This window comes from Flavobacterium sp. LHD-85, from assembly GCF_030929595.1.
Lineage (GTDB): Bacteria > Bacteroidota > Bacteroidia > Flavobacteriales > Flavobacteriaceae > Flavobacterium.
On sequence record NZ_JAVFVR010000003.1, the window covers coordinates 156,224 to 180,961 of the forward strand.

Here is a 24,738-nt window from a genome sequence, read left to right on the forward strand (position 1 = left end):
TCGAAGCCTTTTTGTAAACGATAAGCTTTGACTTCACTCAGCCTGACAAAATAAATTATTCCTTGTTTGTAGTTTCTTCTTTTTCTTCCTGTGGCTTTTCAGAATGTTCCTTTTTAAAAGTCTCGTACCATTTTTCGATCGACGGATATACAAAAGCAGCAACTTTTTTTACTGGATTATAAAAAATGTAATTGTCTAAAGTTTCCTTTTTGGCGAATGTATTATTGAAATTGATTTTCTCAAACAAAGCAATAAAAATGCTCAATATTAGAATGGTTTTTAAAATCCTAAAAAATCCTCCGCCAAGCTTATTCATCCAGCCTAGCATGGCAAAATCGGCAATTCCCGTTAATATTTTCGCTAAGAAATAAACCCCAATTACTACTAAAATAAAAGTAAGGATAAAAGCCGTAATTTGAATATTGGTCGGATTCCAAGAAACGTGTTTTGAAATCATCCCTGTCATTAGTGAAGAAAATTTAATGGCAAGATAAATTCCTAATAATAAGGAAATAAAAGAGGCAACTTCTACAAAAAGTCCATTTTTTATGCCTTTGTACAAACTATATCCTAAAAGTGCGGCTACAATAATATCAAAAAAACTCATGTTTTACGGGTGTTTAATAAAGGCGCAAAGATATGTTTTTTTTAAGGTTCAAATGTGCAGAGTGACAAAGGTTCATGGGGTTTATGGCAGATGTAGTTTCATGTGTTTAATTTTTTTAGGCACATTGGGTTCGAACTCTGTATCTTTGCAAATCAAAATTTAGAATATAGATTGCGATTCTGCCCCCTTCAGAATTAATTTATAGGCAATCTGACATCTAAAATCAACAATCTAAAATCATACAATGTCTAGAGATACACAATTAAAAGAGCGCTGGGAAAAGCTCGTTGATATACTTTCCAATCAATTTTCGCAAGGCGAAGATTTAGATTTGGATGCTATAATTTATCTAATCGGAGTTCAGGAATACGGAAAAGTGCACCGCGAATACAAGAAAGACGAAAAACTAAATTTAATGCACATTGCAATCTGTCGATTGCTGGAGCCATACGGATTTTATGAATTCGAATATTTCGACGAAGAAGGTTGGCCTCATTACAAAGTAAAAGAAAATTTGCCGCCGTTAAAAGCTGGTGAACAATCGGTTTTAATGAAAGAAGCGATTGTGAGTTATTTTTTAGAAAGAAAACTTATTGAGTAGTTTTTTTAGTTTACAGTCGCAGTCTCAGTTTACAGTGTTTGAGACTGTAAACTGTCACTGAAAACTGAGATTAAAATTAAAAAAATGTGCAGATACGCAATGACATCTTATAAGCCTCATTATGCTTGTTTTAATTGTCGAAAGACCTTTAAAAGAAGATTGATGGTTGATATAAAAAAAGGAGAAGCATCAGTTTTTGAAGCCAAATGTCCGCAATGCGGGGAGTTTATGGCCAATATGGGACTAGATTTTGAATCGCCTAAAAAAGACGATATCAAAAAGTGGGAACATATTAAAAGTTTATTTTCCGTAGGCATTACGTTTCACTCCTGCGGCTGCAGCGGACCGGGCTATATTCCGAATTCAAAAGAAAAATTAGTAGAGTATTTTGAAGGCATAAAAAAGACCTATTTTAATAATATGGACTTTTGGCGTACTAGGATTGAACCCACAAATAAGCAAGAAAGAGAACGGGATTTTAATAAAAACTGGCATAAATTAAGCAGTATTTCTCCGAATTACAAAAAAGAAATAGTAACCAATCAAGAAGGTTTAGATTATTGGCATGTAAAGATTAAACAAATTGAAGAAAAGTTAAATCTGATAAAATAATTTACGGAAAACCGAAAACTGCGACGGTGACCGCACACTTTCAACTAAAAACACTAAATTTGTACTCTCAATTATCGAAGGAAAATGATAGATAAGATAAAACAGCACATAGAGGAAGCTAAAGCCTTTAATGAGAAGAATAAAGAATCGTTAGAACAATTCCGTATTAAATATTTAGGAAGTAAAGGTTTGCTTAAAGAACTTTTTACTGAATTTAAAAATATTCCAAACGACCAGAAAAAGGATTTTGGACAAGTAATTAATACTTTAAAAGCTGTTGCTGAAGAAAAAGTAAGAGTTATTCAGGAAGAGCTGGAAAGCAAAGAAGAGTCTAAAGGAATTTTTGGAGATTTAACGCGTGCTGCAGAACCAGTAATTATTGGTTCACGCCACCCAATTTCTATCGTTAAAAATCAGATTATAGATATTTTTGCCAATATTGGATTCAACGTTTCTGAAGGACCAGAAATCGAAGACGACTGGCATAACTTTACAGCATTGAACTTGCCAGAATATCACCCAGCGCGTGATATGCAAGATACATTTTTCATTCAGACCAATCCTGATGTGTTGTTGCGTACGCATACATCATCTGTTCAGGTGCGTTATATGGAAAATCATAAACCGCCAATTCGTACGATTTCTCCAGGACGCGTTTTCCGTAATGAAGCTATTTCATCTCGTTCGCACTGTATTTTCCATCAAGTGGAAGGATTGTACATTGACAAAGATGTGTCTTTTGCCGATTTGAAACAGACGTTATTGTATTTCACAAAAGAAATGTTCGGGAAATCTAAGATTCGTCTTCGTCCATCGTATTTTCCATTTACAGAGCCAAGTGCTGAAATTGATATTTATTGGGGACTAAAAACAGAAACCGATTACCGTATCACAAAAGGAACGGGCTGGTTAGAAATTGGTGGATGCGGAATGGTAGATCCAAACGTTTTGAAAAACTGTGATATCAATCCAGATGAATACAACGGTTTTGCTTTCGGAATGGGAGTAGAGCGTATTGCGATGCTTTTATACCAAATTGGAGATATCCGTATGTTCTACGAAAACGATGTTCGTTTCTTAGAGCAGTTTAAAGCAAATATTTAAAAATAAAGTTATTAGTTAATAGTGATTAGTAAAGAGTTTTTCTTTCTAATCACTATTTACTTTTTACTAATTACTTAGATCATGAAAAAAGATATAATAATTCCAGAAGTCGAAAACGTATTTCTTGCCGCAGTGCAGGAATGGAGCGACGATTTTATGGAAAAAGTATGGTACGCTTACTTAGTTAACGATAGTGATTTTAACTTAGACAGCGTAATGGTGGTTTCAAAAGCTTTTGGAACTATTGATGGAGAAATGAAAAAAACGTCAATCTTGCGTCATGCGTTTGTTGAGGTTCCTTCGGTTTCTGTGGTGAAGATAGAATTGGTAGAAAAAAGCCTTTTAGCGCTTAATAATGAGTTTATGGTAACTTTCTTCATCGGAAATACTTTGTACGATAAGAAGTTTATTTTTAAAGCCAATTCGCTTGACGAAAACAATACGGAAGAAGTGCCGATTTTGTTTGTTGAAGGGATAATGGTCAAATAGTATTCAGTGGTCAGTTTTACGATAAGAAAAAAGTCAGATAAATAATTTATTCTGACTTTTTTTATTTAAAAAAATAGTTGTCAATTTTTCGGTTGCAGAAGTTACGCTCTCAAAGGTACTTTTGTCAAAACTAAAAGAGTAAAATATGATAACAAGATTTGAAGAATTCAGAAAACTGCACTATAATGAAACTCCGCTATTACTTGGCAATATTTGGAACGTTCAAAGTGCACTGCAATATGAAAAATTAGGTTTTAAAGCTCTTGGAACTTCAAGTGCAGCAATTGCTTCTGATTTAGGTTATGAAGATGGAGAAAACATGCCTTTTGAGGATTATTTTTTTATGATTGGAAGAATAAAATCGGCCGTAAAAATTCCTTTAAGTGTAGATTTGGAAGCTGGTTATGGTGATACTGTTGAGGAAATAGTTGCAAATATTTCAAGATTGTATGAAATTGGAATAGTCGGAGTTAATATTGAAGATTCAGTTGTTATTAATTCTAAAAGAGAAATAACAGAAACGAAATCTTTTGCTTTAAAATTGAAAACGATTGTAGAAGTTTTAAAAAAGAAAAACATCGATATGTTTATAAACGTACGTTCTGATGTTTTTCTTCTCGATTTACCCAATAAGATAGAAGAATCTAAATACAGATTAAAACAATATGAAAAGGCTGGAACTGATGGTGTTTTTCTTCCGTGTATTACAAATGAAAATGATATAAAAGAAATTGCTGCAATAATAAAACTGCCTCTTAATGTGATGTGCATGCCTAATCTTTCTAATTTTGAAAAGTTAAAAGAATTGGGAGTAAAACGCATTAGTATGGGAAATTTTGCAAATGCTTTTCTAAACAAACAATTGGAAGAAGTTACTTTACAGATACTTGAAAGAAATAGCTTTTCTCCCCTTTTTGAATAATTGGTTATGGAACTTACAGACGATATAATGTATCAGGCAGCAGTAAATAAAGACACTTCTTTTGAAGGAGTGTTTTTTACTGCGGTTAAAACAACCGGTATATTTTGCCGACCAACTTGTACAGCTAGAAAACCAAAAAGAGAAAACGTAGAATTTTTTACCAGTTCAAAAGAAGCTATTTTAAAAGGATATCGGCCTTGTAAAGTTTGTTTTCCTTTAGAAAAATACAACGAAACCCCCGATTTTATAAAGGAAATTTTAAAAGAGCTATCAGAAAATCCATCTCTAAAATTCAAAGATGCCGATTTAATTCAACGCGGAATTGAACCGAGTAAAATGAGACGCTGGTTTTTAAAAAATCATAAAATTACATTTCAAGCCTATCAAAGAATGTTTCGCATTAACAGCGCTTTCAAAAAGATAAAAGAAGGAGAAAGTATTACTTCAACCGCTTTTGATACTGGATACGAATCTTTGAGCGGTTTTAATGATTCTTTTAAATCGATATTTGGCGTTTCTCCTAAAAACAGTAAAGCACAAAATATAATTGATCTTAAAAGAATAGAAACTCCTCTTGGAACCATGTATGTTTGCGGAGTAAAAGAAGGCATTTGCTTGCTCGAATTTACAGACAGAAAAATGTTGGAGACAGAATTTAAGTCATTGGCAAAAACATTCAATGCTTCAATTATTCAGGGGGATAATATCCATTTTGAAGTTTTGGAAGAACAATTAAAAGAATATTTTGACGGGAAAAGAAAGAAATTTACCGTACCGATTTACTCTCCAGGATCTGATTTTCAAAGTAAAGTTTGGACAATGCTACAAAATATACCATATGGAGCTGTGAGAACTTATAAAGAGCAGTCTATTGCCATTAGTAAGCCAGAAGCGATTAGAGCTGTAGCTAATGCAAATGGAGCAAACAGAATTTCAATACTTATTCCGTGTCACCGTGTTATAGGTTCCAATGGAGAACTGACAGGATATGGAGGCGGATTATGGCGAAAGAAATGGCTTTTGGAACTGGAGAAAAAGAATGCTGAGAGGTAGAAGCAAGAAGCAAGAAAAAAGGGTATAGAAAAGAAGCATGAAGCAAGAACCAAGACTTTTTAGAAAATGGAATAAAGAAGAAAGAGCCAAGACTGAAATTCAGTTTGGCTCTTTTTTTATCTTAGCAGAGAAGTCTTTATTCTTGCTTCTTTTCACTTGTCTCTTTTCACTAAAAAACTTAATCCAAAGACTCTGTCAATTTTCTGAAAACTGTTTTAGCGTCTTTTCCTTCGTAAAGTACAGCATAAACAGCGTCTATAATTGGTGTTTTTGCTCCGTAACCTTGATTTAGTTTGTAAGCACTTTTTGTAGCGTAATAGCCTTCGGCAACCATGCTCATTTCCATCATGGCACTTTTTACAGTGTATCCTTTTCCGATCATATTTCCGAACATTCTATTTCTAGAAAAAACAGAATATCCTGTAACCAATAAATCGCCCAAATAAGCCGAATCGTTGATGTTACGTTTCATTTTATGCACTTTTCTAATGAATTTCTTCATTTCGCGAATGGCATTACTCATTAAAACCGACTGGAAGTTGTCTCCATAACCTAAACCGTGGGCAATTCCGGCAGCTATAGAGTAAATGTTTTTTAGCATCGCAGCATATTCAGTCCCGATAATGTCATCTGAAATTTTGGCTTTGATGTAATTTCCTGAAAGTGATTTTGCTACAGTACAAGCTTTTTCCGGATCACCACAGGCAATTGTTAAGTAAGAAAGTCTTTCTAAGGCAACTTCCTCAGCGTGACACGGACCTGTAATAACTCCGATGTTGTAATACGGAATGTCGTATTGAATGTGAAAATGTTCGCCGACAATTAAACTCGTTTCAGGAACAATTCCTTTAATAGCAGAAAAAATGATTTTATCTGATAAAGAAACCGTCATGTTTTTTAATTCGGCATCTAAGAAAGCTGAAGGAATAGCAAAAATGATATAATCTGCATATTCTATTGCTTCGTTTATATTGCTTGTCAGTTTAAGCTTGTTGGTATCAAATTCAACAGAACTTAAATAGTTGGGATTGTGTTTGTATTTCTGAAGATGTTCAATTGCAGATTCATTACGCATATACCACGCAATTTCCGAAAGATTCACACATAACATTTTGGCAATTGCCGTTGCCCAACTTCCTCCTCCAATTACTGCAAATTTTAACTTTTCGCTCATTATTTTATTAATTTGAAACAAAAGTACTTAATAATGTGCTAATAAAGCAAAATCTACTTTAAGAAATTTTGGAAGACCTCTTTAATTGCAATACTTTCAAGAAGTTTAAGCGTAAAATATTTTTTTAAAATGCGATACAATAAAAATTAATCGCCTTCCGTTATAATGGTTTATAAATTAGAATTTTAATGAATTTAGAAAAAATTGAGTTAGTTAGTTTTGTTTTAGTATTTTGAAAAGGCGTTCCTAAACTTGTTAAGAACGCCTTTTTATTTTAAATCTCAATTCTAAAATTCCAATTGGGTAATCTCAAAAGATTTGGAATTTGGAATTTTCAAATTGGAATTTTATTAATAAGAAAGCTCAACAATTGATTTTACTTTATCTAAAGTCACCAATTGGTTTTCTCCTAAGCCTTTCCAGCCTCTTTCGTCAAAACGTTTTACGATAAAATCTGCGGTATTAGAATAGTCTTTTGTATACTGAGAAAGTTTTGTGTCCATTCCCATCGTATGGAAAAATTCAACGGTTTTGTTGATGGCTTCTTTCGCCACTTCTTCATCAGAACCATTTAAATTGAAGATTCGTCTTCCGTATTGCGCTAATTTTGCTTTTTTAGTTTCAAACATTACATGGTACAAACTTGGTCCAATTATCGCCAAAGTTCTTGCATGATCAATTTCGTAAAGTGCTGTCAATTCGTGACCAATCATGTGAGTTGCCCAATCGCTTGGAACTCCTTTCTGAATCAATCCGTTTAAAGCCATTGTACAGCTCCACATAAAATTGGAAGCCAAAGTGTAATCAGTTGGGTTTTGTACAACTCCAGGGCCAACTTCAATTAGCGTCTGTAAAATTCCTTCGGCAATTCTATCCTGAAGAAAGGCATCTGTCGGATATGTTAAATATTGCTCCATAACGTGGGTGTAAGCATCTACAACACCGTTTTCGAGTTGTCTTTTTGGTAAAGAAGAAATTACAGTTGGGTCACAAATAGAGAATTGTGGAAATAAAGCGCTTCCGCCAGAAGATAATTTTTCCTGAGTTGCTTCAATTGTTACCACATATCCAGAATTCATTTCGCTTCCCGTTGCTGGTAACGTTAAAACCGTTCCAAATGGCAATGCATTTTCTTTAATTAAAATTCTTTTTTGAAGAATGTCAATCGGATTTCCTTCAAAATGAACAGCGCCTGAAATAAATTTGACACCGTCAATTACAGATCCGCCACCAACAGCTAAAATAAAATCGATTTTTTCTGATTTTATAACATCAACCGCTTTCATCAAAGTTTCAAATCTTGGATTTGGTTCAATTCCGCCAAACTCTACGATTTCAAAGCCTTTTAGATTATGGATTACTTGATCGTAAATTCCATTTTTAAATATACTTCCTCCTCCGTAAGCCAAAAGTATTTTAGCGTCTTTTGGTACTAAAGTCGAAAGTTTTTCAATTTGTCCTTTTCCGAAAACTAAGTTCGTTGGATTGTATAATTCAAAGTTAAGCATGTTTTTAGAGTTTCTGAGATGCTAAGCTGCTAAGATTCTAAGTTTTTTAGCATCTGGTTAATTTTATTATTTTAATTTTTGATAAAAATCTAAATTGCTAAAAGAAAACTTAGTCTCTTAGCAACTCAGTCCCGATAGCTATCGGGATAGTACCTCTTAATTCAATTTTTGTAACAATTTATCAGCTACGAGTTTTGATGACGCTGGATTTTGACCTGTAATCAAAAGTCCGTCTTCAACAGCGTATGGCTGCCAGTTTGGTCCTTTAGAAAAAATTCCTCCGTTTGAGGCTAAAGCATCTTCCAATAAAAACGGAACTACTTTAGTTAAACCAACCGCTTCTTCTTCGGCATTAGTAAAACCAGTCACTTTTTTGCCTTTTACTAAATATTCGCCGTTTACTTTTACATTTTTTAAAACAGCAGGTGCATGACAAACAAATGCTACTGGTTTATTGTGCGTGTAAAAAGATTCGATTAAAGCGATAGAACTTCTATCTTGGACCAAATCCCAAAGCGGACCGTGACCCCCTGGATAAAAAACAGCATCGTAATCTTTTTGGTTAATTGTCGAAAGTTTTAATGTGTTTTTTAGTTTTTCCTGTAAGACCTTATCAGCGTCAAAACGTTTAGTGTCTTCAGTTGCCGAAGCAGGATCGGCACTTTTAGGATCAATTGGTGGCTGTCCTCCAAGCGGAGATGCAATTGTGATTTCTACTCCCTGATCTAATAATTCGTAATATGGTGCAGCAAATTCTTCTGACCAGAATCCTGTTTTTTCTCCTGTATTGCCCAGTTTGTCATTGCTGGTTACAACAAATAATACCTTTTTCATACTCTTCTTGTTTGATTTTTGAGCTTCAGCAGAAATGCTTACAGCTGTAAATGCAGTTATTGCGAATAGTGCTATTTTCTTCATAATATTAAATTTTGAACAAATTTACACCTAATGTGATATCAGTAAAAATAAAATAAACTATGTTTGTTATAAATATATTTATATCATGGTAAATCTAGAATGGTACAGAACTTTTAAAGCAGTTTACAAAAACGGTAATTTTTCAGTGGCTGCGAAGGAATTATTTATGAGTCAGCCTGCGGTTAGTCAGCAGATTTCAATGCTTGAGGCGCACGTCGGAAATAAATTATTTAACCGGAAATCAAAAGGTGTTGAACCAACCGAATACGCTAAGTTACTGAATAATTTGATAATAGACGCTCTTGACAGACTGGAAAGTGTCGAAACCAGTTTCAGAGCTAAAGCAGAAGATGCTAATCGATTAATTTCTGTTGGAATCTCGAAACATCTTTTTGACTGTGTTGGCAATCTTTTAATTTCAAAGTTTGATTTAATTGATTTTACTTTTGCAGAAAACGACGAACTTTTTGCTTTAGTTGATGCTAAAAAACTTGACTTTGCCATTACAACCAAAAGATTTGACACTTTTGATACGACTTATGAAATTGTTGGAAAAATCAAACTGATTTTAGTTGCTCCAATAAGTTTAGATATAACAGAGTTTCGTCAGAAATTAAAATCAGATAATTTTACTGAAATTGAACAATGGCTGAATGCCCAAAAATGGTACAGTCATGATGCGAGAATTCCGCATATAAAAGTATTTTGGCTGCATGCCTTTAATAAAAAAAGACCATCGATGGTTCCAAATTACATTATTCCATCAGAATCTGAAATGCTCAGACTTTTGGCGAAAAATGAAGGAATCGCGGCAACTTGGAATTGTAATGCAAGAAATTATATTAAAGAAAATAAACTGCAATTGGTCTGGAACAGCTTTCATGTTCCAGAAGAATTTGTGTATTTGTTAGCTCCAAAAAATAATAACGTAAAGTCGTTTTTTGATATTATCGAGAAAGAGTTAAAGCTGTTTTTTGGAAATAGATTATGATTTCGATCATTTGTTCTTATAGCATAAAAGAGTAATTTTGATATATAACCACTAAAAATTTCCGATTATGAAAAAGATTATGCCTATTTTGATGTTTCCTATGCTGTTTTTTGCAATTATTTCTTGCAGTAAAAGTGATGATGAAGCAATTGTAGATTGTTTTGGAGACTCAATATTAACAGAATTAAAGCATTCGGCAGATGGAACAAATTCGAAAACAATTAATTACTCCATACAATACAGTGGAAGCAATACTGTAGCTTCTGTAAAATGGACTTTTGGTGACGGAAAAACAGAAACCATAAATACTTCGACAGGAGCGGTATCGCATACTTATAGTGCTGCCGGAACTTTTGAAGTTAAAGCAGATGTAACGCTAAAAAAAGATGGTGGAAGTTGTACTGTTAGCCCAAAGAAAAGTGTAACGGTGAACTAAAATACCGCTTGTAAAAATAGTAATGAGGACCAACTTTGTAATTTATTGCGCAAGCATAGATTACAAAGTTGGTCCTCATTCGTTATATTTGTTTGATAGGATTGAGGATTATGGAAAAATTACAAAATATTAGAATTGCTGTAGATGCAATTGTTTTTGGATACAAGAACAATGGTTTGTATGTGTTATTGATTGAGCAAAAATTTGGTTCGGCAGACAAATATTGGGCATTGCCTGGAGGTTTGGTTCAGAATGATGAATCTTTAAGTGACGCTGTAATTCGTGAATTGCATGAAGAAACGAATGTGCAATTAACTTTTATGGAACAATTGTACACTTTTGGAGATGATATTTATAGAGATTCTAGAAATCGTGTTATTTCGGTCGCGTATTACGCTTTGGTTGATGCTTCAAACTTAGAAATTAAAGCAGATACAGATGCGGAAAGGGTAAAGTGGTTTAAAATAGATGAAATTCCCGCTTTGGCATTTGACCATAATTTAATCTTAGAAAAAGGTATAGAAAGGCTTAAAGCCAAATTGACGTACGAACCAATTGGTTTCGATCTGCTTCCAGAAGAATTCTTGTTTTCTGATCTTGAGAACCTTTACTGCACTATTTTAGAGAAAGAGATTGACCGTAGAAATTTCAGAAAGAAAATACTGAGTTACGGTATTTTGGAAGAAACCGAAAAATTCTCACCTATTAAAACAGGTCGCCCAGCAAAACTTTTTAAGTTTAACAATTTGAAATATAATAAGTTAATTAAGAATGGTTTTCACTTCGAAATAAAGTTTGCGTAATTTTTACACAAAATAAATTGTTTATTTAAAATTAAATTCTACATTTGCGTATAATTAACGCAAACTAAAAAACTATGATACTAAATCTCGACCCAAAATTCGCTCCATTTCAAAATCAGGAAGAAATTAAATTTCAAAGTTTTACTTTCTCTGGAGGAGAACCACACATCAAAATCGCACCAGATTTTGATGCAAATAGAAAAGTAACCATTACGCATAGATTAAATTCATTCAACGATTTAGGTTTGTTGTGCGTTACAGTTGATGCGTTACGCAGAATGGATGTGAAGATTATCGATCTTTTTATTCCGTACTTTCCAGCTGCGAGACAAGACCGTGTTATGATTCCTGGCGAACCGCTATCTGTAAAAGTGTATGCTGATATAATTAACGCGATGCAATTGAACAAAGTTTTTGTTTTTGATGCGCACTCTGAAGTTACTCCAGCTTTGTTGAATAATAGTACTGTAATTCCGAATTACACTTTTATAAAAGAAGTTTTGAATAGAATTGGTGAAAACGTAAAATTGATTTCTCCAGATGGTGGCGCTTTGAAAAAAATCTACAAAGTTTCTGAGTTTTTAGGCGGTGTTGAGGTCGTAGAATGCAGTAAAAGCCGTGATGTAAAAACGGGAAAATTATCTGGATTTAAAGTTTATAATGAGGATTTGCAAGGAATGGATTGTTTAATTGTTGATGATATCTGTGATGGAGGAGGAACTTTCGTAGGATTAGCTGAAGAATTAAAAAAGAAAAATGCTGGAAAATTATACTTAGCAGTAAGCCACGGAATTTTTAATAAAGGTTTTGAAGTTTTAAACTGCTTTGATGGCATTTTTACAACGAATTCTTTTAAAGATTTCGAAGGCGAAAGCGTTCAAGTAATTGGATTGGATCAATTAGTTTAAATGTTTCAAGTTCTCTGTGTAGCGTAAACCTGAAACGAAAAAAATCTGCTAACTGTTTCAAGTTAAAAACAGTCTTCAAGTCCATTGAAAAATCTGAAACTTTAAACTTGAAACAAAAAAACTAACAAAATGAAATACAATATAGATACTATAGCTCCAGAAAGTAAATTTTTACTTTTCTGGGGACATCAGCCAAGCAAAGACGGAATGATTACCAAAACCTGTTTCAGCCAATGGTGGTTAAGTTCTTTTGAAGTTAATGGAGTGACTTACAAAACAGCCGAACATTGGATGATGGCAAAAAAGGCTGAATTGTTTAAGGATCAGGAAATTTTAGAAAAAATCATAAAATGCAATTCACCTGCTGAAGCTAAAAAATTAGGCCGTAAAGTGAGAAACTACGATGATAAAATCTGGTTAGAAAACCGATTTGAAATCGTAAAAGAAGGGAACTTTTACAAATTCGATCAAAATAAAGATTTGAAAACCTTTCTTTTAAGCACAAATGACAAGGTGATTGTAGAAGCAAGTCCTGTAGATCCAATTTGGGGAATCGGAATGGCAAGCGATCATACAGAGGCGCTAAATCCTGAGAAGTGGAAAGGTTTGAATCTTTTAGGTTTTGCTTTGATGGAAGTTAGGGATGAATTGAGATAAAACTTGGAAAATGAAAATTGAACTTCTTAAAGCGGACATAACAGAAATTGAAGTTGATGCGATTGTTAATGCAGCAAATACTTCCTTGTTAGGTGGTGGTGGCGTTGACGGAGCGATTCACAGAAAAGGAGGAAAAGCAATTTTAGAGGAATGTGTCCAAATTAGAAATAAGCAGGGAGGATGCAAAACAGGTGAAGCGGTAATTACAACTGCAGGAAATCTGTCTTCTAAATATGTTATTCATACTGTTGGGCCAGTTTGGAATGGAGATAAAGGAGAAAAATCTAAGTTATTAGCTGATTGCTATACGAATAGTTTGAATCTAGCCATTCAAAATGGAATTAAATCTATTGCTTTTCCGAATATAAGTACTGGAATTTATCATTTTCCAAAAGATAAAGCCGCAGAAATCGCAATAAGAACAATAAAGGATTTCGATAAATCAAATGAAATAGAAAAGGTAATATTTGTCTGTTTCGATGATGAAAATTACAAGATTTACAAAAGCCTTTTGTAGATGTTCCATCGGAACATTTCATAGGTAGTAGAAAAAAAATATTAAAATGAATGAAAATATAGCAAAGAGCGTCAGCAAATTTTTAAGTTTGGTGCTCAGACATTCGCCAGAAAAAATCGGATTAAAATTAGACGAAAACGGTTGGGCAGATGTCAATGAATTGATAGAAAAATGTACTAAAAAAGGGAATCGTCTCGATGCCGAACTTTTAGATTACGTAGTAGAAAATAACGATAAAAAGCGTTTCGCTTATAACGAAGATAAAACTAGAATCCGTGCAAGTCAGGGGCATTCGATTTCGGTTGAATTGAATTTAGCCGAAACAGAACCTTCAGAATATCTGTATCACGGAACCGTTGGAAAATTTATGGAAAGTATTCAGAAAGAAGGTTTGAAAAAAATGAACCGTCAGCATGTGCATCTTTCCAAAGACAAAGAAACCGCAACAAAAGTGGGAAGTAGAAGAGGAGTTCCGCAAATTTTAACCGTTAGAAGCGGCGCCATGTACAGAGACGGATTTAAATTTTATTTGTCTGAAAACAATGTTTGGTTGACAGATGAGGTTCCAGCAAAGTATATCGAATTTAAATCTTAAATAATCAAAAACAACAATTATGATTTTAGAAGCAGCAATAGGCGATGCATACGGTGCGGGTTTTGAATTTAGAGATTTAGATTTTATTTCTAAAAACAACAATCTGACTCAGTATGATAAACACGGAATGTATACAGAGATTTACAAAAAATATACTGATGATACTCAAATGGCAATTGCGATTTCAGAATTGCTTTTAGAAGATGATAATTGGAACGAGATTAAAGTTGCAGATAAGTTTGTTGAGGTATTTCATAGAGATAAAAGACGTGGTTATTCAGACCGTGTTTACAATGCTTTAGATGCCAGTAAAAATGGTTCCGATTTTATCAAAATAATCGACAACGGAAGCAGCGGAAATGGTTCTGCAATGAGAGCGTATTCAATTGGACATTTAAGAGATATCAAACAAATACTCGAGTTCTGTGAGATTCAGGCGAAAACTTCGCATAATACGGTTGAAGGAATAAGCTGTGCTAAACGTATTGCGTTGGCAGTTCATTATTTTAAGTATAATCTTGGCGATGGATCTACTCTGATAAATTTTTTGAACGAGACTTTAAAAGAGAATGAAAACTACAGAATTACTTCTCCAATTGATATGCATGGATATCCAACGACACAAGCCGTAATTAAAATGGTTTCTGAAGCGGTTTCGATGAAAGATTGCCTTAAAACAGGAATAAGTTACGGCGGAGATACTGATACAGTTGCAGCATTGTCTATGGCAATTTTAAGTCAGAAGCAAAACTGTGAGAAGACATTGCCATCATTTCTTTACGAAGAATTAGAGAACGATAAATTCGGAAAAGATTTTCTAATAAAACTGGATGTAGCTCTGAATAACAAGTTTAGTTAATCATGAAAAGAACTTTAGTTTTTGGAGATATTCATGGCGGATTAAAAGCTTTAATTCAGTTATTGGAAAGAACAGATTTTTCAGAAAATGATCGATTTGTTTTTCTGGGAGATTATGTTGATGGCTGGAGCGAATCTAAACAGTTAATCGATTTTCTTATTGATTTATCTCAAAAGCAGGAATGTGTTTTTATAAAAGGGAATCATGATGCCTGGTGTCAAGAATGGTTAGAAGATGAGGTTATAAACGACATTTGGTTTCTGCACGGAGGAAAATCGACTATAGAAAGTTATGCTGATATTGAGCTTTCAAAAAAAGAAAAGCATCTTGAATTCTTCAACGGAATGAAAGATTACTTTATAGACGAAAACAATAATTTGTTTATTCACGCCGGTTTTTCATCTATGCATGGTCCAGAAAAAGAGCATTACAAAACCAATTATTCCTGGGACAGAACACTTTGGGAAATGGCTTTGACGATGGATAAAAGAATCCAAAAAGATTCACTTTCTTATCCAAAGCGATTATTGCTTTTTAATGAAATTTATATCGGCCACACGCCAACTCTTCATTATGATGTCGAAATTCCGATACAAGGTTGCAATGTTTGGAATATTGATACTGGAGCTGGTTTTTATGGTAAATTAACTTGTTTGGATGTTGAAACAAAAGTCTTTTGGCAAAGTGATGTTGTGCAAATATTTTATCCAAACGAAAAAGGAAGAAATAAATAGTCATGAAGAAAATTTATAAAGCGCCGGAAGAAATTCCCTTGCAAATTGATTTAAAAACCATTTTCTTAGCAGGCTCTATAGAGATGGATAAAGCGGTTGATTGGCAGAAAAAATGCGAAGAATTGCTGCAAGATCAATATGTTGTTTTTAATCCAAGAAGAAATGAATGGGATAACAGCTGGTCACAAACCATAGAAAATATTCATTTTAAGGAACAGGTAAATTGGGAACTTGATGCACTTGAAAAAGCAGATATTGTTATCATGTATTTTGCAGAAAATACAATGTCGCCAATATCGTTGCTGGAGTTTGGACTTTATGCGCAATCGAATAAAATGAAAGTAGTTGTTGAAGAGAATTTCTGGCGAAAAGGCAATATTGATATTGTTTGCGAAAGATATTCGGTACAACAATTTAAAACATTAGAAGAGTTAATTCAAAATTTATTAAATAAAAATATATGAACCCACTATTATTAACCGACGGTTACAAAGTTGACCACAGAAGACAATATCCAGACGGAACAACATTAGTATATTCTAACTGGACTCCTCGTAAATCTAGATTAGAAGAAGTTGATGAAGTTGTGTTTTTCGGATTACAGTATTTTATCAAAAAATATATTATTCATGACTTTGAAGAGTATTTCTTTAAAAAATCAAAAGAAGAAGTTGTTGCCAAATACGCTCGCAGAATCAATAATTATCTAGGCGAAAATCAAGTCGGAACTAAACATATCGAAGATTTACACGATTTAGGATATATTCCGATGGTTTTTAAAGCATTGCCAGAAGGAGCAAGTGTTCCGTTGAGAGTGCCAATGTTCACGATGTACAATACTATTCCAGAATTTTTCTGGCTGACCAATTATTTCGAAACTTTGCTTTCTGCTGTAATTTGGCTTCCTTGCAATTCAGCAACAATTGCAAAAGAGTATAGAAAGGTTTTAGATAAATATGCAGATCAGACTTCATCTGTTCCAGAATTTGTAGATTGGCAAGCGCACGATTTCTCAATGAGAGGAATGGGCGGAATCGAAGCTGCTGTAACTTCTGCTGCGGGGCATTTATTAAACTTCACAGGTTCTGATACTATTCCAGCAATAGATTTCTTAGAAGAATATTACAATGCCAACTCAGATCAAGAATTAGTTGCGGGTTCTGTTGCCGCTACAGAACATTCTGTAATGTGCATGGGAACTACAGAAGGCGAATACGAAACTTTCAAAAGATTAATTACAGAAGTTTATCCAAAAGGAATTGTTTCTATCGTGTCTGACACTTGGGATTTATGGAAAGTTTTAACGGATTATCTTCCAAGATTAAAAGAAGAAATTGTTTCAAGAGAAGGTAAAGTTGTAATTCGTCCTGACAGTGGTGACCCAGTTGATATTATCTGCGGAAATCCAAACGGAAAAACAGAACAGGAGAAAAAAGGTGTTATCGAATTGCTTTGGGATGTTTTTGGCGGAACAACAAACGGAAAAGGATTTAAAGAATTGGTTCCGCAAATTGGAGCCATTTACGGAGATAGTATTACTGTAGCAAGAGCTACTCAAATTTGCGAAAGATTAAAAGAAAAAGGTTTTGCTTCTACTAATGTGGTGCTTGGAATAGGTTCTTTCACCTATCAATACAATACCAGAGATACTTTCGGATTTGCAATGAAAGCAACTTATGGAGAAGTAAACGGAGAAGGAAGAGCGATCTTCAAAGATCCAATTACAGATGATGGAACGAAAAAATCTGCTAAAGGATTGATGAAAATTGATCTAATCGACGGTAAGTATCATTTAACTGATAATGTTTCTTGGGAAGAAGAAAAACAAGGTGAATTGAAAGAAGTTTTCAGAGATGGAAAACTTTTAGTTGATCAATCGCTGAGTGAAATCAGAACTAGAGTAAAAAGTGAAGTGAGTATAGAAGCTTAATTATAAAAACAAAAGCCTGAATGTAAGTTCAGGCTTTTTTGCTTTAATCATATTCCGTAGGAATATCTCATTGGTAGAAAAAAAAGAATATCGTTTTGCGTTGTGTCCCATAGGGACACCTGTTTTTTATAGAAAATAATATATCCGGCCCATTATCATACGTTCCTATGGAACGTATAATCGTAATTCAAATTAAATTCTACCAAGCAGACATTCCCATGGAATGTTTTATTTCTTATAAAAATTATTATGATCAATATATTCCCAAACCTTAGGAGGAAGTAATGGCTGAATATTTTTACCTTCTTTAATGCTGTTTCTAATAAAAGTCGAAGAGATTTCTACAATCGGCGCATCGATTACATGAATTTTTGGATGCGATTTTAACTCTACGTTTTCAGGTTCGTCAGAAATTCTTGGATACACATAAATATCATGATTTTCTAGAATCACTTCGTAGTTTCTCCATTTATGAAGCGTTTTCAAATTGTCTTCGCCCATAATTAATGAAAACTCATGAGTTGGATATTTTTCTTGTAAATGTGCTAGTGTGACTACTGTATAGCTTGGTTGAGGTAATTTAAACTCAATATCCGATGGTTTTATCTTCGGATAATCTTCTGTTGCCAGATAAACCATTTGCAGGCGCTGTTGGTCGTCTAATAAAGTTGCTTTCTTTTTTAACGGATTATGAGGCGTAACGACCATCCAAATCTGATCTAAATCTGCAAACTCGGCCATGTGATTGGCTATGATCAAATGACCAACGTGTATAGGATTGTATGTTCCGAAATATAGACCTACTTTCATTTTTTGTGGTTTCACAGAGAGTCGCTAAGATAGCACAAAGATTCGCAAAGTTTAAAAAACCTTTTGCGAATCTTCGTGTTTGTCTTTGTGAATCTTTGCGTAATAAAATTACTTGTTTACGAACTCTTTTACTAATTGATATGCTTCTTCTTTAGCAGTATCTAAATCGTAGTTTTTGATAATGGTATCAAATTGTGGAGCAGTTGCCAATTCAACCGAAGCTTTTGCAATACGCATATTGATTTTATCTTCGCTCTCTGTAGAACGCTGTTTTAATCTACGTTTTAATTCGTCAACACTTGGCGGTTTTACGAAAACGGCTAAAGTTTGTTCTGGAAATTTATGTTTAATACGTAGACCACCGGCAACATCAATATCAAAAATTACGTTTTTTCCCATAGCCCAGATTCTTTCTATTTCTGCTTTTAAAGTTCCGTAGAAGTTATCGCGATACACTTCTTCCCATTCTAGGAATTCTTCTGCTTTAATGTGTTTTTTGAATTGTTCCAGCGAAATAAAATAATAATCTTTTCCGTGGACTTCTTCTCCGCGCGGGTCGCGTGAAGCTGCAGAGATTGAAAATTCTAAGTTTAAATCTTCTTTCCCAAGTAAATGCTTTACGATAGTTGTTTTTCCTGAGCCTGAGGGTGCCGAAAAAACAATTAATTTTCCTTTGTTCATTAGTTTATGCTTTAGGCTTTAAGCAATATGCTTTAAGCTTTAATATTTGTGCGGTACTTTGTTGCCTATAGCCTACTGCTTAAAGCTAATAGCGTTTACAAAACATTCAAAACTTGCTCCTTAATCTTCTCCAATTCATCCTTCATCATTACGACCAATTTTTGCATTTGAGCATGATTTGATTTAGAGCCCATTGTATTGATTTCGCGTCCCATTTCCTGAGTAATGAAACCAAGTTTTCTTCCATTAGCTTCGGAACCGTTTAAGGTTTCTATAAAGTAGTCTAAATGATTTCCTAAACGTACCTTTTCTTCCGTGATATCCAATTTCTCTAAATAATAGATTAATTCTTGTTCAAAACGGTTTTCGTCAACATTAACCTGTAATTCAGAAATTGCAGTCTGCAAACGATCTTTAATTGCTTGTACGCGTTCTGGATCAAGTGCCAGTGTATCGTTCATGAACTGGCGAATATTTCCAATTCGTAAATTGAATTCTTTTTCAAGAGATTCACCTTCGTCTTTACGGAAATTTAAAATATTTTGAAGTGCTTCGTCTATAATGACCTGAATTTGATCCCAATCATCTTCATCAATTTCTTCGCGTTCTGTTTTTAAGGTATCTGGCATACGAACAGCCATTTTCATCAATTCAGTTTCATCTGCGTCAGGATTTACCTCTTTTAACTGTGCGATATAATATTTTACAACAGGGACATTTACTTTAGTAGAAGTTTGTTCTGCGGTACTTTCTACATAGATCGCAAAATCAATTTTTCCTCTTTCCAGTTTAGTCGAAATAAGAGTTCGTAAACCAAGTTCCATTTCGCGGTAAACTGATGGCATTCTTACATTCAGATCTAAACCTTTACTGTTTAGAGATTTTACTTCAACGGTAATTTTCTTTGTAGGCAATTGCAAAGAAGCTTTGCCAAACCCTGTCATAGATTGTATCATATAATTGAGTATAAAGGCGCAAAGATAATTAAAAGTTTGATGCCTTGTGTTGTAAATTGTGAATCAGTTTTATAGATCAAAATTTGCGGTTATTCTTACGTTAATGCATTTATAACTTCAGCGACATTTTTTTGGCTGTTACCGATGTAGATTTTTCCGTCGATAATAAAAACTGGACGACTTAAGAAAGTATAATGTTCTAAAATGTATTTTTTAAAATCAGCTTCAGTCAAAGATTTTTCTTTTAATCCCATTGATTTGTACAATTGCGCTTTTTTACTGAATAACGCTTCGTAGCTTCCAGAAAGCTTATACATTTCTTCTAGTTGCTCTTCTGTAATAGGTTCTTGCCTAATATCTTGAAAAACGAGATTGTTTTCTGGAAGGCTTTTAATGATTTTTCGACAAGTATCGCATGACGCTAAGTAATATATTTTGTTCATATTTTTATCAATTTGTTAGAATGCAAAGAAAATCCATTTGAAGCGTAAAAATGACTAATTTTAGAAAAAAAAATAAAATTATGAGTTCAGTTTTTGATGTACAGAAAACAATTAGAGAAATTCTTTTGAAAATCTTAGATAGTCATTCATTAGAACAATTAAACAAAGTTCCAGATGGTTTTAGCAATAATATCATTTGGAATATAGGCCATTGTATTTCCTCGCAACAGCTTTTAGTTTATAAATTATCAGGTCTTCCAACAATGGTTTCTGAAGATTTTATCAATAAATACAGAAAAGGAACCAAACCAGAAGGAGATGTTTCTCAAGCTGAGGTTGATGAGATTAGAACATTGCTTTCTACAACTTTAGAAAAAACGAAAAATGATTTTGAAAGCGGTCTATTTGTTGATTACCATGAATATACGACAAGTATAGGTTTTACGCTTCGTCATGTTCAGGGAGCCTTAGATTTTAATAATTATCATGAAGGGCTTCATTCTGGAGTTGCAATGGCAATAAGAAAATTGGTTTAAAAAAAAATCCCGCTTCACAAAGCGGGATTTTTTTTATTCTATTATGGTTTCGATGGTAACCTTCATTGCTCCGGCACCTTTGCTTTTTGTAATGTCCATAAAAGCTCTTTTAGACAAATCGATTTCGCGGGTTTTTACAAACGGACCGCGATCTGTAATTTTTACTATGACAAATTTGCCATTGGCTTCATTGGTTACTTTTACTCTCGTTCCAAAAGGAAGTTTTTTGTGAGCTGCAGTATAGCTGTTGTTGTTGAATCGGCTTCCGTTAGCGGTTCTTTTTCCATTAAAACGATCAGCATAGTAGGAAGCGTGAGCGTTTTTTTTGTATGGTCTAAGTTTTAAACCTTTGTCTGTAAAGACAGAATCCGGTAAAGGGATAATAGTCGGTTTTACATTTTTAACAGTATCTTGAATAATTTTAGGTTCTGTTGTAGGTTTGGTTTGGCTTATAACATACGTAAAGCCGCTAATTAAGGTTAAAGCGATTGTGGCGAATAAAATGTTTTTTTTATTTCTCATGGGTTATTCTTTTTCAGACTTGGGGGGAGTTTGTACAAATAATATGCCGAGATAAAAAAAGCCCTGTAGGAGGGCTTTAATTGGTGTTTTAGAACCAAAGGTTCCAAGGAATTCTGCTCAAAATAAGCAATAATCCTAATGTGTAAAAAATAGCAAAGGTTTTAAATTTAGCTTCACTATTAACTAGTTTTTTATGTTTAGACCATCCAATAGTAATTAGGATGATAGCAATAATGTTAATTAGAGGATGCTCTAATGATGTTAATCTTAATGCAGCATTAGACATTTGTCCAAAAGCATCTTTTCCAAGTGGAGAAACAAAATATAAGATTAAACCAATCAATAATTGAGTGTGTGTGCCAATTAAAGCAAATAAAGCGATTTTACGATCTTTAGCTGTAAATTCTTTTTTTGATGTTACTCCGATAATTGCGTTAACAACTGCAACCAGCAGAAGAAGCAATGCTAAGTATGCCCAGCCAGAGTGAAATTTTTGTAGAAAATTATACATAAGGGGTGTTTTTTGTTTAAAAACAAATATAGCAAAAAAGGCTATAAAAAAACGGCATTAAACTTAAAAGTCAATGCCGTTTTTATTATTTATTTAGAATCTAAATATTAGAAGTTGTAACGTAAACTAAAGTTCCAAGTTCTTCCTAAACCAAAGAAACCAGTATTTGCAACATTGATTCCTTTGTAGTTGTTTGAAGTTGCCGTTGTAGCAGTAGCAGTTGTTAATTCAGATAAATAAACCTCATCAAATACGTTGTTTACGTTAACTCTGAAACCGATTGAATCATGGTTTCCTTTACCGATAAACAATTTGTATGAGATACCTGCATCAACTAAATCGTAGCTTGGTAACTCTAAGTTGTTTTTTACAGCACCAACGTTTGAAAATAATTTGTCGTAATATCTCCAGTCAGAATCGATTGAAAGATTTTTAACAAATTCGTATCTAAAACCTAAGCCGTAAGTAACTTGAGCAGCATCTCCAACTTTTCCACCATCAACATCTTGTTTTACTTGGTCTAAAGTAGATAAACTTTCATCTCTAGTTGTAGTGACTACCTCACCTTTGTATTGCCAGTCTCCAAGAGAAAAGAATCCTGTTAAACTAAGATTTTGCATTGGTTTTGCAGTAAAATCAAGCTCAAGACCAGTGTGTACTTGTTCTACACCTTCATTAGTTTTGTAAATTACGTCTCCTAATTGTAAAGATGGGTATTTAGCAACATCAGCTGCTGTAGCAGTAGTAGATGTTGTTGTAACTCTGTCTTTCCAAGATGTTCTATAAGCATTTAAGCTTGCAGAGAATATTTTTGAAGAGAAAGTATATCCAGCCTCAAGACCAAATATTTTTTCGTTTTCTGTTAATGGGTTTACTGCATTTGTAAAGTTCAAATAGATGTTATCGTGGTAAGGTTGACGATTGTAGTAACCAGCGTTTGCATAAACAGTATGGTTTTCAGCAAATTTATAGCTAGTTCCTCCTTTAACATTGTATCCTACGTTGTTAACTTTTTCAGACTTTTGATTTTGTGGTAAATAATCAAATCTATCTTCTCTTTGGTGTGATTGATTAGAAAGAGACCCTTGGAAGAATGCAGAGAAATTATCATTAGAATATTCTAATTGGCTAAATACACCTCCGTAAGAAATTGTTTCTCCATAGTCATAATCAATTCTTTGGTCTTCAGCAATTGTATTGAAAGTTGCTGGCCAAGGTAGAGCTCTTCCAGATTCAGTAACATAGTTACTTTTCATTGTACCGCTTGGGTTACTATTACCATCTTTAAGATTTCTTGTATCTGTCCAGCTTGATAATCCCATGAAGTCAGAAACTTGTCTGAAGTGTGTTCCTTTGTAAGTTCTTAAATCAAGACCAACATTTAATGCTAAATTTTCAGTAAGTTGGTTTTTTAAGTTAGATACCAATCCATACCAAGCGTGGTTATTAACACTTGATCTGATTACGTAAGCACCATTTGTACTTCTACCATCAGCGTTTCCTTTACCATCAACGATAGCTTGGTTGCTTGTAGCAATACCATCAAAATTAATTTGACCTCCAGCAGGAGTAGCTGGCTTAGTACCATAGCTTCCAGTTCCTCCACCTCTTCCCCAAGATCCGTATAATACAGTAGAAAGTTGTGTTTTATCGCTGATATCAAAATCCCAGTTTAAGTTAGCAACTGGTTTGTGGTAATAGTTAGTTCTCTCAGATTTATATTCTCCGTTTTGAGTTCCCCAGTTATTGTTATATTTTCTTCCGTATTTTAAATAACTGTCAATAGATTTTGTAAAGTTTTGATCGTGCCATTGTGGAGCACCAGTTAACAAGAAGTTGAAACTGTGTTTGTCATTTGCTTTATAACCAACAGAAACGAAGTAAGTTTGTCCTTCACCTCTAGTTCCATCATTGTAACCGTCACCTTGCCAGTGAGAAAGCATAACGCTAGTTCCCCATCCACTTTTGCTAACACCTGTGTTGTAAGCAGCAGTAGTTTTAAAATAATTATCGTTAGCAACACCTAAAGATACAAAACCACCTTCTTGTTTTTCAGTAGCTCTTGTGATGAAGTTTACAGTACCTCCAACAGAAGAAATTGCTAGTTTAGAAGAACCTAAACCTCTTTGAATTTGAATTGCATTAGCGATGTCAGACATACCAGACCAGTTAGACCAGTACATTTTTCCGTCTTCCATTCCGTTAATTGGCTGTCCATTCAATAAGAAAGCCGTGTTGTCTTGAGCAAATCCACGAACGTTAACTCTTGAATCTCCATATCCTCCAGCTTGTCCCGCAACGTAAACAGATGGTGTGTTAACCATTGTCTGAGTAACGTCTGCAGTACCAATTTTTGCTTGGATATCGGCAGCCTTAATTGTTGAAACTGCGATTGGAGTCTTTCTGTCTTTGGCTAAGTCGATGATTCCCTTACCCATTACAACGATTTCTCCTAATTCGTTAGAGTTAGAAACTAATGCGATAGTCCCTAAATCTGTAGTTCCTCCATTTGTTACTGTAAATTTTACAGTTTGGTTGTCATAACCTAAAAAAGAGATTACAATCTCTCCTGTGCTTGATGTTGAAGTAAGTGTAAATTTACCATCAAAATCTGTTGAAGTTGCTGTAGTAGATCCTTTGATCACCACATTTGCTCCTGGTAAACCTCCTGTTCCGTCGGTAATTTTACCAGTAACTTTTCCTTGAGAAAATACGGTCGAAACTATCATAAAAAATAGTCCAGTCAGTAACCAATTTTTCATTTTCTTCATTTTGTTATTGAGTTTATTGTTTTTGGCAAAATTATAACAAATAACTCAGATAATGTTATCGAAATGTTAAGAAAAAGAAGTTTTGTCTTT

At 33.9% G+C, this 24,738-nt stretch carries 29 protein-coding genes; 18 read left to right on the plus strand and 11 right to left on the minus strand.

The features are described 5' to 3' along the window. Positions 1 to 55 precede the first annotated feature (55 nt). The gene (locus tag RB618_RS06500) at positions 56 to 607 is read right to left on the minus strand and encodes a CvpA family protein (RefSeq protein ID WP_308068015.1); all 552 of its coding nucleotides are present in this window, start codon (positions 605 to 607) and stop codon (positions 56 to 58) included. 244 nt (positions 608 to 851) lie between these two features. Here RB618_RS06500 and RB618_RS06505 point away from each other — a divergent pair, with 244 nt between their 5' ends. From RB618_RS06505 to RB618_RS06530, 6 genes are all read left to right on the plus strand, one after another. Further along, positions 852 to 1,208, plus strand: coding sequence for a hypothetical protein (locus tag RB618_RS06505; protein WP_095928457.1), 357 nt, complete (start codon positions 852 to 854; stop codon positions 1,206 to 1,208). 162 nt (positions 1,209 to 1,370) lie between these two features. Continuing rightward, entirely contained in the window at positions 1,371 to 1,820 is a 450-nt protein-coding gene (locus RB618_RS06510) for a hypothetical protein (protein WP_308068017.1), read from the plus strand. Between the two features lie 84 nt (positions 1,821 to 1,904). Continuing rightward, the gene (locus tag RB618_RS06515; RefSeq protein WP_198855280.1) at positions 1,905 to 2,924 is read left to right on the plus strand and encodes a phenylalanine--tRNA ligase subunit alpha; all 1,020 of its coding nucleotides are present in this window, start codon (positions 1,905 to 1,907) and stop codon (positions 2,922 to 2,924) included. Between the two features lie 81 nt (positions 2,925 to 3,005). Beyond that, the gene (locus tag RB618_RS06520) at positions 3,006 to 3,413 is read left to right on the plus strand and encodes a hypothetical protein (RefSeq protein ID WP_111365565.1); all 408 of its coding nucleotides are present in this window, start codon (positions 3,006 to 3,008) and stop codon (positions 3,411 to 3,413) included. Between the two features lie 145 nt (positions 3,414 to 3,558). After that, on the plus strand, positions 3,559 to 4,335 hold the full coding sequence (locus RB618_RS06525; protein ID WP_308068018.1) for an isocitrate lyase/phosphoenolpyruvate mutase family protein: 777 nt from the start codon (positions 3,559 to 3,561) through the stop codon (positions 4,333 to 4,335). Between the two features lie 6 nt (positions 4,336 to 4,341). Next, entirely contained in the window at positions 4,342 to 5,388 is a 1,047-nt protein-coding gene (locus RB618_RS06530; RefSeq protein WP_308068019.1) for a methylated-DNA--[protein]-cysteine S-methyltransferase, read from the plus strand. Positions 5,389 to 5,566: 178 nt separating this feature from the next. Here RB618_RS06530 and RB618_RS06535 read toward each other — a convergent pair whose 3' ends face one another. From RB618_RS06535 to RB618_RS06545, 3 genes are all read right to left on the minus strand, one after another. Beyond that, positions 5,567 to 6,562 carry an NAD(P)H-dependent glycerol-3-phosphate dehydrogenase gene (locus RB618_RS06535; protein ID WP_308068020.1) on the minus strand — a complete coding sequence of 332 codons (996 nt, stop codon included), beginning with the start codon at positions 6,560 to 6,562 and terminating at the stop codon, positions 5,567 to 5,569. A 350-nt stretch (positions 6,563 to 6,912) separates the two neighbouring features. Next, positions 6,913 to 8,070 carry an iron-containing alcohol dehydrogenase gene (locus tag RB618_RS06540; protein WP_308068021.1) on the minus strand — a complete coding sequence of 386 codons (1,158 nt, stop codon included), beginning with the start codon at positions 8,068 to 8,070 and terminating at the stop codon, positions 6,913 to 6,915. Between the two features lie 156 nt (positions 8,071 to 8,226). Then, positions 8,227 to 8,988, minus strand: a complete 762-nt coding sequence (locus RB618_RS06545; RefSeq protein ID WP_308068022.1) for a type 1 glutamine amidotransferase domain-containing protein — start codon at positions 8,986 to 8,988, stop codon at positions 8,227 to 8,229. A gap of 85 nt (positions 8,989 to 9,073) precedes the next feature. Here RB618_RS06545 and RB618_RS06550 point away from each other — a divergent pair, with 85 nt between their 5' ends. The 11 genes from RB618_RS06550 to RB618_RS06600 all read left to right on the plus strand — a co-directional run bounded on the left by RB618_RS06550 (position 9,074) and on the right by RB618_RS06600 (position 17,418). Further along, a complete protein-coding gene (locus RB618_RS06550; protein ID WP_308068023.1) occupies positions 9,074 to 9,979 on the plus strand; it encodes a LysR family transcriptional regulator in 906 nt (301 codons plus the stop codon). 67 nt (positions 9,980 to 10,046) lie between these two features. Beyond that, positions 10,047 to 10,415 carry a PKD domain-containing protein gene (locus RB618_RS06555; protein ID WP_308068024.1) on the plus strand — a complete coding sequence of 123 codons (369 nt, stop codon included), beginning with the start codon at positions 10,047 to 10,049 and terminating at the stop codon, positions 10,413 to 10,415. A 110-nt stretch (positions 10,416 to 10,525) separates the two neighbouring features. After that, a complete protein-coding gene (locus RB618_RS06560; protein WP_308068025.1) occupies positions 10,526 to 11,218 on the plus strand; it encodes an NUDIX domain-containing protein in 693 nt (230 codons plus the stop codon). A 74-nt stretch (positions 11,219 to 11,292) separates the two neighbouring features. Then, complete coding sequence (prs, locus tag RB618_RS06565) at positions 11,293 to 12,126, plus strand: ribose-phosphate diphosphokinase (RefSeq protein ID WP_308068026.1); 834 nt, start codon at positions 11,293 to 11,295, stop codon at positions 12,124 to 12,126. A 129-nt stretch (positions 12,127 to 12,255) separates the two neighbouring features. Beyond that, entirely contained in the window at positions 12,256 to 12,783 is a 528-nt protein-coding gene (locus tag RB618_RS06570; protein ID WP_308068027.1) for an NADAR family protein, read from the plus strand. A gap of 10 nt (positions 12,784 to 12,793) precedes the next feature. Beyond that, positions 12,794 to 13,300 (plus strand): O-acetyl-ADP-ribose deacetylase, encoded by a 507-nt coding sequence (locus tag RB618_RS06575; RefSeq protein ID WP_308068028.1) that lies wholly within the window; start codon positions 12,794 to 12,796, stop codon positions 13,298 to 13,300. A gap of 46 nt (positions 13,301 to 13,346) precedes the next feature. Then, complete coding sequence (locus RB618_RS06580; RefSeq protein ID WP_111377546.1) at positions 13,347 to 13,895, plus strand: RNA 2'-phosphotransferase; 549 nt, start codon at positions 13,347 to 13,349, stop codon at positions 13,893 to 13,895. Positions 13,896 to 13,914: 19 nt separating this feature from the next. Further along, a complete protein-coding gene (locus tag RB618_RS06585; RefSeq protein ID WP_308068029.1) occupies positions 13,915 to 14,754 on the plus strand; it encodes an ADP-ribosylglycohydrolase family protein in 840 nt (279 codons plus the stop codon). Positions 14,755 to 14,756: 2 nt separating this feature from the next. After that, positions 14,757 to 15,488, plus strand: a complete 732-nt coding sequence (locus tag RB618_RS06590; RefSeq protein ID WP_308068030.1) for a metallophosphoesterase family protein — start codon at positions 14,757 to 14,759, stop codon at positions 15,486 to 15,488. A gap of 2 nt (positions 15,489 to 15,490) precedes the next feature. Then, complete coding sequence (locus RB618_RS06595) at positions 15,491 to 15,952, plus strand: nucleoside 2-deoxyribosyltransferase domain-containing protein (protein WP_308068031.1); 462 nt, start codon at positions 15,491 to 15,493, stop codon at positions 15,950 to 15,952. Further along, positions 15,949 to 17,418, plus strand: a complete 1,470-nt coding sequence (locus RB618_RS06600; protein WP_308068032.1) for a nicotinate phosphoribosyltransferase — start codon at positions 15,949 to 15,951, stop codon at positions 17,416 to 17,418. The genes RB618_RS06595 and RB618_RS06600 overlap by 4 nt, the downstream gene beginning before the upstream one ends. A gap of 228 nt (positions 17,419 to 17,646) precedes the next feature. Here the strand turns inward: RB618_RS06600 and nadD are convergent, their stop codons facing one another. From nadD to RB618_RS06620, 4 genes are all read right to left on the minus strand, one after another. Further along, a complete protein-coding gene (gene nadD / locus RB618_RS06605) occupies positions 17,647 to 18,228 on the minus strand; it encodes a nicotinate (nicotinamide) nucleotide adenylyltransferase (RefSeq protein WP_308068033.1) in 582 nt (193 codons plus the stop codon). A gap of 108 nt (positions 18,229 to 18,336) precedes the next feature. Continuing rightward, positions 18,337 to 18,909: a guanylate kinase gene (gene gmk, locus RB618_RS06610; RefSeq protein ID WP_111377540.1), complete on the minus strand. Its 573-nt coding sequence runs from the start codon at positions 18,907 to 18,909 to the stop codon at positions 18,337 to 18,339. A gap of 95 nt (positions 18,910 to 19,004) precedes the next feature. Then, the gene (locus tag RB618_RS06615) at positions 19,005 to 19,865 is read right to left on the minus strand and encodes a YicC/YloC family endoribonuclease (RefSeq protein WP_201999430.1); all 861 of its coding nucleotides are present in this window, start codon (positions 19,863 to 19,865) and stop codon (positions 19,005 to 19,007) included. A 95-nt stretch (positions 19,866 to 19,960) separates the two neighbouring features. After that, positions 19,961 to 20,308 carry an ArsC/Spx/MgsR family protein gene (locus RB618_RS06620; protein ID WP_308068034.1) on the minus strand — a complete coding sequence of 116 codons (348 nt, stop codon included), beginning with the start codon at positions 20,306 to 20,308 and terminating at the stop codon, positions 19,961 to 19,963. 80 nt (positions 20,309 to 20,388) lie between these two features. Here RB618_RS06620 and RB618_RS06625 point away from each other — a divergent pair, with 80 nt between their 5' ends. Beyond that, positions 20,389 to 20,844: a DinB family protein gene (locus tag RB618_RS06625; RefSeq protein ID WP_308068035.1), complete on the plus strand. Its 456-nt coding sequence runs from the start codon at positions 20,389 to 20,391 to the stop codon at positions 20,842 to 20,844. A gap of 33 nt (positions 20,845 to 20,877) precedes the next feature. Here RB618_RS06625 and RB618_RS06630 read toward each other — a convergent pair whose 3' ends face one another. From RB618_RS06630 to RB618_RS06640, 3 genes are all read right to left on the minus strand, one after another. Beyond that, complete coding sequence (locus tag RB618_RS06630; protein ID WP_111425232.1) at positions 20,878 to 21,366, minus strand: septal ring lytic transglycosylase RlpA family protein; 489 nt, start codon at positions 21,364 to 21,366, stop codon at positions 20,878 to 20,880. Positions 21,367 to 21,454: 88 nt separating this feature from the next. Next, positions 21,455 to 21,877 (minus strand): hypothetical protein, encoded by a 423-nt coding sequence (locus tag RB618_RS06635; RefSeq protein WP_308068036.1) that lies wholly within the window; start codon positions 21,875 to 21,877, stop codon positions 21,455 to 21,457. 107 nt (positions 21,878 to 21,984) lie between these two features. Then, entirely contained in the window at positions 21,985 to 24,639 is a 2,655-nt protein-coding gene (locus tag RB618_RS06640; protein WP_308068037.1) for a TonB-dependent receptor domain-containing protein, read from the minus strand. Between the last annotated feature and the right edge of the window lie 99 nt (positions 24,640 to 24,738).